We start from the raw sequence: 15128 nt of genomic DNA on the forward strand, positions 1-15128 counted from the left end.
TGTTTTCCGATTGAATATGGATTGCAGTGGGGCGAGGCATCTGTATAAACAGGGGTGAAATAAAAAATGGAAGAAAATAGGAACTATTTAAGTGATAGCATAGAGAATTTTCAGAGTTTGAAGGATCTTTATGATTTGCAGCTAGCTTATATTAAGAAAAAGGGGATTCATTTTACTTTTGTTTTCGTAAAATATTCAGATGAAATCTCAGTAAGCTATGAAGAATTCTATCAGTTAGTAAAAGAAAATTTACGTAAGTCGGATTTTGTTTTTGCGCATCGGTCAAAACAATTTATCATTCTTGTTCTGTCAATCAGCAAAGCTATGGAAACCAAATCATTTCTAGGACGGCTTCAATCTGCCATATTACCTTTCAAAATGCCGCTTGTCGCCGTAATTGCAGAAATTGCGAATTCTTTGCATCCGCTTGAAGAAATACTGGAAGTTGGTGAGGCAGAGGTGATGAGCCTGGAATTTTCAGAGGCACAAATAGTGGCGATTCCTCATTTTATGGAAAAAGAGCGGATTAAGATGAAAGTCAGCATCATCGAAAATGATCATATTACACAATCTATTTTTTCGAATCTGTTTCACAACCTGGAAACAGCTGAACAGGATTTGGATGTACGGGTGTTTAATGACGGGCTTGAATTTGTAGAATCCGACTGGTATCGAAGTGAGCATCATCACATCATCGTGCTGAATGATATATTACCTAGAAAAAATGGCTTTGAGGTTTTGCATTATTTGCGCGGTTTACCTAATGAACAAAAATATTTGATTTTATTTATATCCACTCGTAATTCTGAAGAATCCCAGCTTTACTGCTTTGAAAATGGTGCTGATGCTTACTTTGTCCGTCCCTTTAACTTGAAAATATTTGAGATTCGCATCAAAAATCATTTGAGAAGGTCGCGCTAATATGGTTGATCGTCAATTTTTAATCGGGGCGGTCATTGTCGGCATTATCATGCTGATTGTTATTTTCTGTATATTTATGTATTTAGTATATAAAGGGATGGAAAGAGATCGGATCAATGAAAAGATGAATGCATATTTCGAACAATATAAAACGGAATGGTATAACTATCTTGTTTATAATGAACCGCTGGATCACCGGCCGGAAAATAATATTACAATGAAGGCAATTGATCATTTATTTGTTTCATATTTGACAACTCTCAACAATGAAATGATTCATATGAAAGTTTCCGAATACGCTTCATTAAATATGCAGAATTTTTATATCGAGCAAATAAAAAGCCGTGATCGTTCGGTCCGTTTGAATGTTTTGCAGCGTACGTTATTGCTGGAACTGGATTTTTTAGTACCGATCATTGAGCAGCATTTAAAAAATAAACGCGATTATGAGATGGAAGAATATTTACTAATGTTGCGGGTAGTCGCAAAATATAATCATAATCTGTTTTATGCACATGTTTATCAACCGAAATTACCATTGAATGACTATGAATATAAACTTTTGTTATCGACGGTTGATGAAGAGTATATCGACTATTTCACAAACCATTTTGATTCCTTGCCAATCGTGCTGAAACTTGCTCTTCTTGATTATCTGAGTTTAAGCACAAATGTAAGTAATGATTCTCTGTCTTTCTATGAGCGATTGTTAACATCGGATAATCAGGAGTTAAGAATCCGGGTTCTAAAAGCGATTGCCTCATTCGGAATGGTTTCGGATCTGCAACTGTATGAGCGCTTTGTCTCTTCTGCCAGCTGGGAAGAGAGGCTGATGATGGCGAAAATTTTGCGGTTTGTAAAAGAGGAGAAATCCTATCAAGCTCTTGAGCTATTGATAGCCGACTCGAATTGGCAAGTACGAAAACAGGCGGCCTTATCTTTATTGAATATGCCAAAGGGACAAGTAATATTGCAGCAAATAATCGACAGTAAAAAAGATTTGTATGCGGCGGATATAGCAAGGGAAGTCATGAAGTTAGGGTGATGATAAATGAATTCAGAAACAATATTTTATTGGTTTAACGAAGTGTTCAGTTCATTAATCTTTATATATATGTTATTTGTAATTGTGGTCTATTCATTAATGTTGATCTTTGCCTTTTTTCAGCTGAGGAAAGACAGGAATCTGGATAAACATTTGGAAGGTAAAGTAAATTTGAATGCCGTTTACTCGAAGCCTGTATCAATCATTGTTCCTGCATATAATGAGGAAATTGGTATTATCAGTACGGTTCAATCATTATTGACGCTTGAATACCCGCAATACGAAATCGTAATTGTCAACGATGGTTCGAAAGATTCGACATTGCAGACAGTGATTGACGTTTTTCAGATGGAGCCAGTTTTCCGGACGGTGCAGAATCAGCTGCCGTCAGCGAAAATCAGGGGCATTTATCATTCAAAACTCCATTATAATATTGTTTTAGTAGACAAGGAAAATGGAGGGAAGGCGGATGCTTTAAACGCAGGCATTAATGTATCGCGATTTCCTTATTTTTGCTCAATTGACGGTGATTCGATTTTATCTACTAAATCATTGCTGCAAGTGATGAAGCCAATTGTCTCGTCTAACGGGAAAGTCATTGCTGCAGGAGGAAGTGTACGTATAGCAAACGGTTCAGAAATCGAGTACGGCAGTGTATTGAAATCGGTTGTACCGAATAATCCGATTGTTGTCATGCAGATTATTGAATATTTACGTGCCTTTTATATGGGAAGAATTGCACTGAGCCGTTTTAATTTATTATTAATTATATCGGGTGCATTTAGTGTCTTTTCGAAAGAATATACAATAAAAGTCGGTGGCTACAATAAGAATACGATTGGCGAAGATATGGAACTGGTCGTCCGACTGCATAACTATTTATTAAAGAATAAAATAAAAAAATCCATTGAATTTATTCCCGACCCGGTATGTTGGACAGAAGCACCGGATAATTTTAAGGATTTAAAAACGCAGCGTAGACGATGGCATCAAGGGCTGTTAAGTAGCCTCATGCTGAACCGAGGGATGTTGCTCAATCCGAAATATAAACAAATCGGTCTTATATCTGTCCCCTATTTTGTTTTTATAGAATTAATCGGTCCGATTGTTGAACTACTCGGATATATGTATGTCATTTTATCATTTGTCATCGGGAATATATATTTGGAATCAGCTCTTACTTTGTTTGTCCTGTTTTTAATTTACAGTACAGTTATTTCTATGTTTTCTATTTTACTGGAAGCATGGAGTATGGGCACTTATCCGCGTATACGTGATTCCGTGAAACTATTACTGTACTCCTTATCGGAAGTGTTCTGGTTCCGTCCGCTAATGGTTGTTTTCCGCCTACAGGGGTTCTGGTACTTTATAAGGGGCAAAAATGACTGGGGAAGCTTGACGCGTTCCGGGTTGCAGAAGAAAACTAATGATACATTATAATATAGACTGAGTCGATAGGCGGAGATCTTCCGTCTATTAGTCTGTCTTCTTCTTTATATTCAGAAGAAGAATCGGAGTTTGTCCGTACTTAAAATTTGGAAAGCTAATATTCTGGATTACATAAAGAGTTGCCACTCCAAACTTCAAAATATCTTCATAATTCAACAAAAAATGGGGTAAATTCCATATATAAATGTAGTATTGGGGACAGGAGAAAAAATTGGATGTATAAACATAACGGAAAAAGGTGATATATTAGTAATTAACGTGGAAAACAGATTGAGAGGGTCGCAATTATAATGAAAATTGAAGAAATTTTAACAGGGATCTTAATTATCTGTAGTGTAATGCTTTTTATTCTATTATGTATTTATTTTTATATGATTTATCGAAAGAACTTAAAGGAACGCTCTTTCAATAAAATAAATAATTATATCCAGCAAAATGATCGAGATTGGTATAATTATTTAGTTTTAAACAGGCCACTTCGGAATCATTCAACTACAAAGAATGAGCTGGCGGCAATTGATACTATTTTTGTTTCATATATTACAACGATGGATAAAGACGAGATCCTGGAGAGAGCTTCGGCATATGCTGCGTTAAATATGAAAAACTATTATACAAAGCAATTGACGAGTCGTGATGAAGCTGACCGTCTTCATGCTTTGCAGCGTACATTGATTCTGGATCTGGAATTTTTAGTGCCGTTAATCGAACGCCGACTAAAAGAAAATCGTATCGGGTTTATGGAAGAATATTTGTTAATGTTAAAGGTTGCAGCGAAATATAATAGAAATTTATTTTTGGCGCATATGTACAAGCCTAGATTGACTTTTTATGAGAATGAGTACCATCAGTTGCTATCGACTATTAAAGATAGTTATTGTGACTACTTTAGAGACTGTTTTGAAGAATTGCCAATTCAGCTGAAATTAGCTTTCCTGGAGTATTCGTGCATAAATAGGAATCTGAATCCTTCATACCTTTCATTATTTGAACAGTTACTGACATCCGAATGTGCGGGAATCCGTCTTCGTGCATTAAGAGCAATTTCATCGTATGGCATAATTTCGCATGTGAAGCATTACGAAATCTTTGTCCATTCAACACATTGGGAAGAGCGTCTAGTGGTGGCCGAAATTTTGCGTTTTGTCACAGAGGACGATTCGTATACTTATCTGAAAAAGTTAATGCTTGACCCTAACAGCAATGTCCGAAAACAGGCTATTTTATCGCTAATGGATTTACCGGATGGACAGGCGATACTGCAACAGGTTTCCGAAAGTGAAGAACATATCCCATCTACACAGGTGTCAGGGGAGGAAAGCCAGTATTTTAACAAGTAGTTAAAAAAATAGGCTTTGTATAGCGTTTTGTGCTATTATAAAACACGTTGATATTTTTCTTCATTTAAGGAATGAAGATCGTGCTACCGGTCGACTTAAAAGAGGGAAATCGCCGGAGTAAAATAGATAAGTGCTAACCTTGAAAGGATGATATAAATTATGAGTTACGAACGTACGAAAACCGTATCTCTACATACATTAGGGTGTAAAGTAAACCACTATGAAACAGAAGCAATTTGGCAGCTATTTAAAGAGCAGGGATATGAGCGTACTGAGTTCGATCGTCAGGCGGACGTTTATGTTATTAATACTTGTACAGTAACGAACACAGGCGATAAAAAATCACGCCAAGTGATTCGCCGTGCTATCCGTCAAAACCCGGATGCGGTTATTTGTGTAACAGGGTGTTATGCACAAACATCACCGGCTGAAATTATGGCAATTCCAGGGGTCGATATCGTTGTTGGTACTCAGGACCGCGAGAAAATGCTTGGATATATCGATCAATACCTTAACGAGCGCCAGCCGATCAATGCGGTACGTAACATTATGAAAAATCGTGTGTATGAGGAATTGGATGTCCCGGCGTTTACAGACCGTACTCGTGCCTCGCTGAAAATCCAGGAAGGCTGCAATAACTTCTGTACGTTCTGTATCATTCCTTGGGCGCGCGGCTTAATGCGTTCACGTGATCCGGAAGAAGTTATTCGTCAGGCTCAGCAGCTTGTTGATGCGGGTTATTTGGAAATCGTCCTAACAGGTATCCACACAGGCGGATACGGACAAGACTTCAAAGACTATAACTTAGCGCAGCTGTTACGTGACTTGGAAGCACAGGTTAAAGGCTTGAAACGTTTACGTATTTCTTCAATCGAAGCATCTCAATTAACAGATGAAGTGATTGAAGTACTGCAAAACTCTGAAATTGTCGTAAACCACTTGCACATTCCGATTCAATCGGGTTCCGATACGGTTTTAAAACGTATGCGCCGTAAATATACGATGGAATTTTTCGCAGAGCGTCTGGAAAAGCTGAAAATTGCTTTACCTGACTTGGCGGTTACTTCTGACGTAATCGTAGGTTTCCCGGGTGAAACGGAAGAAGAGTTTATGGAAACATACAACTTTATCCGCGACCACAAATTCTCTGAGCTCCATGTATTCCCGTACTCTCAACGTACAGGTACACCTGCAGCGAGAATGGAAGATCAAATTGATGAAGAAATTAAAAATGAACGCGTTCACCGTTTGATTGCACTGAATGATCAGCTTGCAAAAGAATATGCTTCTCGCTTTGAAGGGGAAGTACTGGAAGTTATTCCGGAAGAACGCTTTAAAGATGGCGACAATGAAAACTTATATGTCGGCTATACAACGAACTATTTAAAAGTAATTTTCGAAGGCACTGAAGAAATGGTCGGCCAACTTGTAAAAGTTAAAATTACTAAAGCTGGCTACCCGTACAACGAAGGACAATTCGTTCGCGTATTGGAAGGCCAGGCAATTTAAATATTGTGTTTCGACATAATTAAATAATTTTATTAAAGAAGAGAGATTGCACTGCGCAATTTCTCTTTTTGTGTTAGATGACGTTACTTGCTGTGAAAAGGTTAATTACTTGTTCGTAGTGAAGGCGGAGAGTGCAACTGCCGGCTTCGCTTTTCATTGCAGAGCGAAGAAGAAGCGGAGAAGTAATTCAAAGCTTCCTAGGCGATAAGCACGAAGCCTGAGAAAAGGAACAAAAGCTAAGAACGCCACGTCCTGTGGCAACGCTTTTGTGACCAACTTCGTGTTGGCCTCGTGCCCCTGGAAAGCGTCCGCCGTAACGGAGAGCAACGGTTAAGAAGCAGGCGTTAAATTAGCCAACTCTTTTTTATTTCCATAAAATAGAGAAAACATAGTGTGCAAGTTTTCATAATCGGGCGAAACAACATGTACTTTTATGCAGCATATTAATTTACAAAAAGTTAGTCGTAAACTAATGGAAGTTTAAGTATATTATGAGGAAGACAAGCCAACACTATTATTCGGAAACATTGTGTTTATCCCGATTACAAGCAAAGAAGGTGAGCAATTTATATGAAGAAAATATGGATGTTTGCTGCAATTCTATTTATTTTATATGGTTGCACGGAGAAAAAAGAAGAACCAACAGTAGAAAGTGAATCGGCTATGGTGGAAGTCAACATCCCTACAGAATTAGCAAGACATTACGGCTCGCTTAATATTGAGTACAAAGCATCGGATGTTTATAAAACAATTCAGCCAAATGGTGTCGTTTCTTTGGAAATGAACAAGCAACAGCTAACTAAAATTGCGCAACAAACAGAACAATTCCTGGAGCAGTACAAAGAAACGAGTGAGAAAAGTACAGAAGATGGAATTGCACATATCAATGCAAATGAAAACTATTCGAATTGGGAAATTGTATTATCGGACGATTCTCTTTTAGGGCAAGAAGCGTTTGATTTGGCACAGGAGCATTTAATTAAAAATATTTTAACATACCAGTTAGTTCATCGTCATAATCCTGAGTTAAATATTCAGTATGTCACAGATGCCGGTGAACCTTTGGACAGAAAAATTATTCGTACAAAATTCGCCTATTCAGACGAATAATTTAAGTTGTCTGATAATTTGCGTCAATTAAAATACATGCTAAACTATAGATGTACGGACAACTAATGTTTAGTAAAAGGAGTAATGAGAAATGCCTCAAAATTATGCAGTAATGATTGATCATACTTTATTAAAAGCTGAATCTACAAAAGATCAAGTAGAAAAAATTTGTGCAGAAGCGAAGCAATACGGATTTGCCTCAGTATGTGTAAACCCTACATGGGTGAAATTCAGTGCAGAGCAATTAGCTGGTACAGACGTAAAAGTATGTACAGTAATCGGCTTCCCGTTAGGTGCTACAACATCTGCAGTAAAAGCATTCGAAACAAAAGACGCGATTGCTAACGGTGCTGGCGAAATTGATATGGTTATTAATATTGGTGCTCTAAAAGACGGTAATTACGATTTAGTTCGTGATGACATCAAAGCAGTAGTAGATGCTGCAAATGGTACATTAGTAAAAGTAATTATTGAAACTTGCCTATTAACGGATGAAGAAAAAGTAAAAGCTTGTGAACTTTCTGTTGAAGCAGGTGCAGATTTCGTTAAAACTTCTACTGGATTTTCAACAGGAGGAGCGACAGCGGAAGATATCGCATTAATGCGTAAAACAGTAGGTCCTGATCTTGGCGTAAAAGCTTCTGGCGGTGTTCGTAGCTTAGAAGATATGCAACTTATGATCGAAAATGGCGCTACTCGAATTGGTGCTTCATCAGGTGTTGCTATCATGAATGGTCTAAAATCAGATTCTAATTACTAATTCGATAGTTTTTGTTGACTCTTTTTTAATGATACGCTATACTACTTTAGTACACATTAACTAACAGTTAATGCATGTATGACGTGTGTTCGGAGGGAGGGAAAGAGAGATGTCAAAAACTGTCGTTCGCAAAAACGAATCGCTTGAAGATGCTCTTCGTCGCTTCAAACGTACTGTATCAAAATCAGGTACAATTCAGGAAGTTAGAAAGCGCGAGTTCTACGAAAAACCTAGCGTTAAACGTAAAAAGAAATCAGAAGCTGCACGTAAACGTAAGTGGTAATTTTCCCTATAAAAACCCTACGTTCATAACACGCAATTTTCAGATTTAACTGAGCAGACAAATGATATACCCCGCAGTTATTTATATAACTGCGGGGTATTTGTATTTATTCTCAAAATCAACCATAATATAGAAGAGAAAGAAAGCGTTTTAGAGAAAGTTTTAATATTCTTCAACTAGTACCGTATAATTGGTATATGTTAGCAAATAATAGTGAAGTAAGTTTTTAAAGGTTTTTAAAAAAATTTGAAACTTTTCTTCATCTCATCCGTAGAATTAATTGTACATAACTTAGCTAAAGGGGTGATAAAATTGAGACGAACGAAAGGGATTAGTTGGATTTTTCTGATGGTCATGTCATTCGTATTAATGTTTCCTTCTTTAACAGCATTTGCAGATGGTAAAGTGTATGAAATATCCATCAATAATGAAATTGAAAAAGGTTTGGTGGAGCATCTAAAGCGTGGATTCGATGAAGCGAAAAGCAATAATGCAGAAGCGATTATTCTAAATATGCATACACCGGGCGGATTTGTTACTGCGGCTTCTGAAATCGGCAGACTAATGGATGAAATTGATATCCCGATTATTGCGTTCATTAATTCGGATGCACTTTCTGCTGGTGCATACATCGCCTTACATGCAGATGAAATTTATATGACACCAAACGCAACAATGGGTGCTGCGGCGGTCATCGATTCTTCCGGTAACACAGCAGGAGAAAAGGCGGAAAGTGACTGGCTTGCTAAAATGACATCTGCTGCAGAAAACTCCGGCAGGGTTTCTAAATATGCGCGGGCAATGGTCAGAAATGATTATGATCTGCCTGAACTAAGAGCCCCGAAAGGAAAGCTCCTAACACTAACTGCGAAAGATGCGGAAAAAGTTAAGTACTCGGAAGGCACTGTTGCTTCGATAACGGATCTGCTAAAAAAAACCAACCTTGATAGCAGCGAAGTAATAAAAATTGAGCAAACATTTGCTGAAAAGCTGGCACGTTTTATTACAAATCCGATTATCGTTCCTATTTTACTGTCGATTGCAAGTATCGGATTAGTTGTTGAGCTGTATTCACCAGGCTTTGGTATTGCAGGGACAATGGGGCTTGCTTCGTTAGGTATGTTCTTCTTTGGACATACGATTGCAGGTTTTGCCGGATATGAAACAGTCATCATTTTTGTAATCGGACTTATTTTACTCATTGCCGAGCTATTTGTACCAGGTGGTATTGTTGGTATTATCGGTGGCGCATTAATGATAGGAAGTTTGCTTTTTGCAGGGGAAAGCTTTGTTCATATGGCTTATTCGATTTTAATCGCAATGATAATTGCAGGTATAGGAATGGTGATACTTATGAAATTCTTCGGGAAAAAGTTGCATATGTTCAACCGTCTCGTGCTGAGAGATGCAACGACGACGGAAGAAGGATATGTTTCAAACAAAAACCGAATTGAATTAATAGGCAAAACAGGGCAGGCTATTACGCCGTTGCGACCATCGGGGACCGTTGTTGTTGATCAGGAACGTCTGGATGTTGTAACACAAGGCAGCTATATTGATGCTGGTAAAACAGTTGAAGTAGTGAAAGTAGAAGGCTCTCGTATTGTCGTAAGAGAATTTATTGGAAGAGGTGGAGAATAAGTATGAGTATGTTGGCAGATGCAGGAACAATTACATTAATCGTCGGATTAGTAATTGCATTTATTGTCCTGGCAGTATTTTTCACATTTGTTCCGGTTGCACTATGGATTAGTGCACTAGCAGCAGGTGTAAGAGTAAGTATTTTCACATTAGTCGGAATGCGTTTACGTCGAGTAATTCCGTCACGTATCGTGAATCCGTTAATTAAGGCTCATAAAGCCGGTTTAGAAGTATCAATTAACCAATTGGAATCACACTATTTAGCAGGTGGTAACGTAGACCGCGTTGTCAACGCGTTAATCGCGGCACACCGAGCGAATATTGAGTTAACATTTGAACGTGCAGCAGCAATCGATTTAGCTGGCCGTGACGTATTAGAAGCGGTACAAATGTCGGTTAACCCGAAAGTTATCGAAACACCATTTATTGCCGGTGTTGCGATGAACGGGATTGAAGTGAAAGCAAAAGCGCGGATTACAGTACGTGCAAACCTGGACCGCTTAGTCGGTGGTGCTGGTGAAGAAACAATCGTTGCCCGTGTTGGTGAAGGTATCGTATCGACACTAGGTTCTAGTGAATCACATTCAAAAGTACTGGAAAACCCGGATTTAATTTCTCAAACGGTTTTATCTAAAGGTTTAGACTCTGGTACAGCATTCGAAATTCTATCGATCGATATTGCGGACGTTGATATCGGTAAAAACATCGGTGCCGAGCTTCAAATCGAGCAAGCACAGGCAGATAAAAACATCGCTCAGGCAAAAGCCGAAGAGCGCCGTGCAATGGCCGTAGCAAGCGAGCAAGAGATGATTGCAAAAGTACAGGAAATGAAAGCGAAAGTAGTAGAAGCAGAGGCAGAAGTTCCAATGGCTCTTGCAGAAGCGCTACGTTCTGGCAACTTCGGTATTATGGATTACATGAACTATAAAAATATTCAAGCGGACACATCAATGCGTGATTCGATCTCAAAAGTTTCGAATGACGACAACAACAAAGATCCGAAAAACAAATAATCGAGGAAAGGAGTGAGCACTAAATGGAAGGACTTATCATTATGGTGATTGTCTTTATTGTCAGTTCTTTATTGGGCAAAGGTAAAGAACAACAGCAAAAAAAAGAATCAAAACAGATGCCGCCATTTAGCAGTCAACCTGCTCCTCGAAAACAGGAAGTTGAGCGCCGAACAGAGCAAAGACGTCCAAAAACATTGGAGGACTTTGCGAATGAAGTATTCGGCCAGCTGAATGAAAAAGCAAAACCTTTAAGTCAAAAAATAGAACGAGAGCTTCCTAAACAAGTAGAAAAACCTGTAGAAGCAGCCCGCTCTATTGTGGAACCAGTAACTGACAAGATCAATAATGCTCGTTCTTTAAAGGAGCGTCCAATTGTTGCGATGGCCAAAAAAGAAGCAGAAGCCTTCCAAGTCGTGCCATCGAGCAAACGTGATTTAATGCAGGCCATTATTATGACAGAAGTTCTGGGCCCACCTAAAGCAAGAAGAAAATAATACGAGACTACCTATTTCAACGTAACGTGGGAATAGGTAGTTTTTTTACATAAGATTAATGTAGTGGTGAAATATAATGGAAGTCAACGGACTTTATGAAACAAGCAACTAAATTTTTGCGGAAACGGGTATATCTATTATGAGAGGGGGAAACAGACATGAAAAAAAGATGGATGTCATTGTTTATACTTATTTTAGTGCTTGCTGCATGCGGTAAGGAAGTGGAAGAAACAGATTCGGAGGCGGATGAAACCGCTACTGTATACGAGAGCGAGGAGCCATTGACACATAATATGGAAGGTGTCACTTTAAAGCTCGACTATAAAATTCAAAAGGTTTCTGCAGAGCCGGGAGAATTAATGCTTGAAATTAACGGCAATATTGAAAATGAGTACAGCCAAATCGTTTATTACACGCCGGATTTTACAATTCAAACAGCAGAGCAGGAAGATATAGAGCAGCTGTCGTCTTCTGTTGAGAACGAACAAATTATGGTGAACCCTCAAATGGAAACGACTTTTAATGTGACTTATTTGATTCCTCAGAATGTATATGATGAAAATAAATCACTGAATTTACAAGTTCCAGCTGTATTTAAGGAGCCGGAAAGCGAAAGTTCCGGTGATGCTTTAGGTGACTTTGCAAACTGGGAAATTCCGATAAAGTGAAACTTCAATCAGTGGGGGCTTTAGCTCCCAATTGATTGAAAGGAACACAAGCTAAAACTGTCACGTCGTGTGACAACGCTTGTGTGACCAACATCGTGTTGGCCCTAACCAATCGGGTTTTTACGGGTAGTAGTTGATCACCTATGCTTTATGCCAAAGATGGTAGTCTTGCCTATAGCGCAGCACAATTGATAAATTATTACCCGTTAAAGCGGGATTAAATAATCTATACATGCCTTCTTTTTTCTAAGCATATAGTGACGTAAAAAGGAGGCTTTTATTGAAAAATTTATTTCCTAAAAACAATAAATTGCAAATCACCTCTTTTATGGATATCCGCTATGATGGTTCCTATACGATAGGTGATGTAACCCCGACTGAGTATAACTGTACGACGAAAGATTTTACGATGTACGTTCATGCAGGGGAAGTGGAAGTCCAGCATTTATTCGAAGAAGGTTTTTTAATTCAGTGTAAAAATCTGCAGAAGCTTACGATTGAGCGGAATGCAAAATGAGTAAATCCTATAAAAAGCTAATAACGATCAAACTAAAGCAATCTAAAGAAGCAAGCACTTTTATTATGCTAATGAAAGAGCATAAAATCCGAGTTTTTCATTTAACTTTTAAACAGAGCGAAATAACTTTCCAAGTTGCGCATAGTAATTTGTCTTTACTGCGCAAACTAAGAAAAAAAGCGAAAGTAAAAATTACAATCCGTTACAGCGAGCCGGAGAGAATTCTGCAAAAAGATATGGTTACGGCGATTGGCATCATCATGTTAATCATCCTGCCGATTATATTATCCCGGTTTGTATGGCAAGTCGAAGTTGATGCCGCCACGATCGAACTGGAAGATGAAGTGGCACTCTATTTGCAAAAGGAAATGGGTGTGAAGTTTCCTGTACCGAAAAAAACGTTTTTATCCGATAATGAAATCCGACAGACGATGATGAAGGAGTTTCGGGAGTTTTCATGGGTACATATTATGAAAAATGGAAGTAAAATTACGATTAATCCGCAATTGGCGCCAAAGATTGAGCCGGTTCCAAAAGTGAACAAGAACCAGCATTTAGTTGCGAACAACAGTGGTGTCGTCACTCATTTCCAAATTGAGCGCGGTGTTCGTCAAGTTGAGCAAAATATGACGGTATACAAGGGAGATATTCTCGTTTCCGGTGTGCTGCAGCATGGTGAAAAAGAAATCGTTATTGGTGCTGAAGGCGAAGTGTTTGTTGATTACTGGCTTGAAACATCGTTTTCCGTTCCTAAAACAATCGAAATGGAAGTATTGGATGACCATGGCTGGAAATATGACGTGAACTGGGAGAAAATCGGGACAGCGATAGAACAGATGTCTATTGAACCGTTGAAGTCTATTGTGACGTATAAGCCTTATCGAATGTTTCATAAAAAAAAGGAAAAGATAAGTGAAAAGGATGTAGAAACAATTATCTTGCCATTATTGCATGAAAAGATGATTTCTTCATTACCGCTTGAAACCGCCATTAAAGCAGAAAAACTTTTGCACGTCAACAGTGATGATGATACAGTTAAGGGGAAAGTCTTGTATTTAATTAATGAAAATATCGCACAACCACATCCAATTCACCAAGGAGAATGAGTATGTCAGAAAAATATGTTGAGCTCCAAATCGACAATCCGAATGAAGCTGTAATGCTATTAGGAATGTCAGATGCAAATATAACATTGATTGAAGAAACTTATAGCGTACAAATTATTACGCGTGGGGAAGTCATACAAATTGCAGGCGATGATTTAGAAAAGAAAAATCAAGCATATGCAGTTTTAGAAGCGTTATTGAAAGTTATTCGGAAAAATATTAATATCGATCAGCGTGATGTATCAACAGCAATTGAAATGGCCAGTAAAGGCACAATTGAATATTATGCGGAGTTATATGATGAAGAAATTGCGCGTAATACAAAAGGCAAGCCGATACGTGCAAAAACAATCGGACAGCGCGAATATATCCGGGCAATCCGTCATAAGGACCTGATTTTCGGAATTGGACCAGCCGGAACCGGTAAAACGTATTTAGCGGTTGTGATGGCTACACAGGCATTAAAGAATGGTCATGTAAAACGTATAATTTTAACACGTCCTGCCGTTGAAGCAGGGGAGTCATTAGGGTTTTTACCGGGGGATTTGAAGGAAAAAGTCGATCCGTATTTACGTCCGCTTTATGACGCTTTACATGATATTTATGGACAGGAACAGACGCAGCGCCTAATTGAGCGCGGGACGATTGAAATCGCGCCGTTAGCGTATATGCGTGGCCGTACATTGGATGATGCGTTCGTCATTTTAGACGAAGCCCAAAATACAACGCATCAGCAAATGAAAATGTTCTTAACGCGTTTAGGATTTGGCTCGAAAATGGTCATTACAGGAGATAAAACACAAATTGATTTACCTAAAAACACGGAATCCGGTCTGATTATTGCAGAGCGTACATTACGCTATGTAAAAGACATCCACTTCCAAATACTAGAGCAAGGTGACGTAGTCCGTCACCCATTAGTAGCGAGAGTAATACAGGCTTACACGGAGCAGGAATTATAAAGGTTAGTTATCCTCTGTGCCGAAAGCAAAGCGTCAGGCACAGGGCGATGTTGTCCGTCACCCGTTAGTAGCGAGAGTGATCAAGGCTTACACAGAGCAGGAGTTATAAAAAAGGAACTTTCAACTTTTATTGTAAGGTTGAAAGTTTTTTTATTGGGAAAAATAGCATGAAACTTATTGGAAAAATTTACGTATATAAACTAAAAGGAGGAATTGATGTCATCGTTAATCGGTAGAAAGACATTTATCCCGCATTAACGGATAGTAATTTATCTGCTTCGTTCGATTGTTCGGCAGCAGAAATAAGACT

The 15128-nt window shown here is 38.5% G+C and carries 15 protein-coding genes; all 15 read left to right on the forward strand.

What is annotated here, in order from left to right:
- Positions 1-66: 66 nt before the first annotated feature.
- The 15 genes from AC0VXV_RS05875 to AC0VXV_RS05945 all read left to right on the forward strand — a co-directional run bounded on the left by AC0VXV_RS05875 (position 67) and on the right by AC0VXV_RS05945 (position 14818).
- Positions 67-921 carry a response regulator transcription factor gene (locus tag AC0VXV_RS05875; RefSeq protein ID WP_475530719.1) on the forward strand — a complete coding sequence of 285 codons (855 nt, stop codon included), beginning with the start codon at positions 67-69 and terminating at the stop codon, positions 919-921.
- 1 nt (position 922) lies between these two features.
- Positions 923-1966 (forward strand): HEAT repeat domain-containing protein, encoded by a 1044-nt coding sequence (locus tag AC0VXV_RS05880; RefSeq protein ID WP_475530720.1) that lies wholly within the window; start codon positions 923-925, stop codon positions 1964-1966.
- Positions 1967-1972: 6 nt separating this feature from the next.
- The gene (locus tag AC0VXV_RS05885; RefSeq protein WP_475530721.1) at positions 1973-3406 is read left to right on the forward strand and encodes a glycosyltransferase family 2 protein; all 1434 of its coding nucleotides are present in this window, start codon (positions 1973-1975) and stop codon (positions 3404-3406) included.
- Between the two features lie 299 nt (positions 3407-3705).
- A complete protein-coding gene (locus tag AC0VXV_RS05890) occupies positions 3706-4755 on the forward strand; it encodes a HEAT repeat domain-containing protein (protein WP_475530722.1) in 1050 nt (349 codons plus the stop codon).
- Between the two features lie 159 nt (positions 4756-4914).
- Positions 4915-6264, forward strand: coding sequence for a tRNA (N(6)-L-threonylcarbamoyladenosine(37)-C(2))-methylthiotransferase MtaB (mtaB, locus tag AC0VXV_RS05895; RefSeq protein ID WP_475530723.1), 1350 nt, complete (start codon positions 4915-4917; stop codon positions 6262-6264).
- Positions 6265-6834: 570 nt separating this feature from the next.
- Positions 6835-7374, forward strand: a complete 540-nt coding sequence (locus AC0VXV_RS05900; protein ID WP_475530724.1) for an adenylate cyclase — start codon at positions 6835-6837, stop codon at positions 7372-7374.
- Between the two features lie 91 nt (positions 7375-7465).
- On the forward strand, positions 7466-8134 hold the full coding sequence (deoC, locus tag AC0VXV_RS05905; RefSeq protein WP_475530725.1) for a deoxyribose-phosphate aldolase: 669 nt from the start codon (positions 7466-7468) through the stop codon (positions 8132-8134).
- Positions 8135-8243: 109 nt separating this feature from the next.
- Positions 8244-8417 (forward strand): 30S ribosomal protein S21, encoded by a 174-nt coding sequence (rpsU, locus tag AC0VXV_RS05910; RefSeq protein ID WP_004227078.1) that lies wholly within the window; start codon positions 8244-8246, stop codon positions 8415-8417.
- 312 nt (positions 8418-8729) lie between these two features.
- Positions 8730-10058: an NfeD family protein gene (locus AC0VXV_RS05915; RefSeq protein ID WP_475530726.1), complete on the forward strand. Its 1329-nt coding sequence runs from the start codon at positions 8730-8732 to the stop codon at positions 10056-10058.
- Positions 10059-10060: 2 nt separating this feature from the next.
- A complete protein-coding gene (floA, locus tag AC0VXV_RS05920; RefSeq protein ID WP_475530727.1) occupies positions 10061-11071 on the forward strand; it encodes a flotillin-like protein FloA in 1011 nt (336 codons plus the stop codon).
- A gap of 23 nt (positions 11072-11094) precedes the next feature.
- A complete protein-coding gene (locus AC0VXV_RS05925; protein WP_475530728.1) occupies positions 11095-11565 on the forward strand; it encodes a hypothetical protein in 471 nt (156 codons plus the stop codon).
- 158 nt (positions 11566-11723) lie between these two features.
- Positions 11724-12233, forward strand: a complete 510-nt coding sequence (locus AC0VXV_RS05930; protein WP_475530729.1) for a hypothetical protein — start codon at positions 11724-11726, stop codon at positions 12231-12233.
- Between the two features lie 280 nt (positions 12234-12513).
- Positions 12514-12750, forward strand: coding sequence for a hypothetical protein (locus AC0VXV_RS05935; protein ID WP_008403137.1), 237 nt, complete (start codon positions 12514-12516; stop codon positions 12748-12750).
- Positions 12747-13856, forward strand: a complete 1110-nt coding sequence (locus AC0VXV_RS05940; RefSeq protein WP_475530730.1) for a sporulation protein YqfD — start codon at positions 12747-12749, stop codon at positions 13854-13856. The genes AC0VXV_RS05935 and AC0VXV_RS05940 overlap by 4 nt, the downstream gene beginning before the upstream one ends.
- A gap of 2 nt (positions 13857-13858) precedes the next feature.
- Complete coding sequence (locus tag AC0VXV_RS05945; protein WP_008403135.1) at positions 13859-14818, forward strand: PhoH family protein; 960 nt, start codon at positions 13859-13861, stop codon at positions 14816-14818.
- Positions 14819-15128: the final 310 nt, after the last annotated feature.

The sequence above is a fragment of the Solibacillus sp. iso_87 genome (assembly GCF_056173085.1).

Excerpts from the sequence above, each read along its gene's own strand:
- AC0VXV_RS05875 (WP_475530719.1), top strand. The coding sequence starts at position 67 with ATGGAAGAAAATAGGAACTATTTAAGTGATAGCATAGAGAATTTTCAG.
- AC0VXV_RS05880 (WP_475530720.1), top strand. The coding sequence starts at position 923 with ATGGTTGATCGTCAATTTTTAATCGGGGCGGTCATTGTCGGCATTATC.
- AC0VXV_RS05885 (WP_475530721.1), top strand. The coding sequence starts at position 1,973 with ATGAATTCAGAAACAATATTTTATTGGTTTAACGAAGTGTTCAGTTCA.
- AC0VXV_RS05890 (WP_475530722.1), top strand. The coding sequence starts at position 3,706 with ATGAAAATTGAAGAAATTTTAACAGGGATCTTAATTATCTGTAGTGTA.
- mtaB (WP_475530723.1), top strand. The coding sequence starts at position 4,915 with ATGAGTTACGAACGTACGAAAACCGTATCTCTACATACATTAGGGTGT.
- AC0VXV_RS05900 (WP_475530724.1), top strand. The coding sequence starts at position 6,835 with ATGAAGAAAATATGGATGTTTGCTGCAATTCTATTTATTTTATATGGT.
- deoC (WP_475530725.1), top strand. The coding sequence starts at position 7,466 with ATGCCTCAAAATTATGCAGTAATGATTGATCATACTTTATTAAAAGCT.
- rpsU (WP_004227078.1), top strand. The coding sequence starts at position 8,244 with ATGTCAAAAACTGTCGTTCGCAAAAACGAATCGCTTGAAGATGCTCTT.
- floA (WP_475530727.1), top strand. The coding sequence starts at position 10,061 with ATGAGTATGTTGGCAGATGCAGGAACAATTACATTAATCGTCGGATTA.
- AC0VXV_RS05925 (WP_475530728.1), top strand. The coding sequence starts at position 11,095 with ATGGAAGGACTTATCATTATGGTGATTGTCTTTATTGTCAGTTCTTTA.
- AC0VXV_RS05930 (WP_475530729.1), top strand. The coding sequence starts at position 11,724 with ATGAAAAAAAGATGGATGTCATTGTTTATACTTATTTTAGTGCTTGCT.
- AC0VXV_RS05940 (WP_475530730.1), top strand. The coding sequence starts at position 12,747 with ATGAGTAAATCCTATAAAAAGCTAATAACGATCAAACTAAAGCAATCT.
- AC0VXV_RS05945 (WP_008403135.1), top strand. The coding sequence starts at position 13,859 with ATGTCAGAAAAATATGTTGAGCTCCAAATCGACAATCCGAATGAAGCT.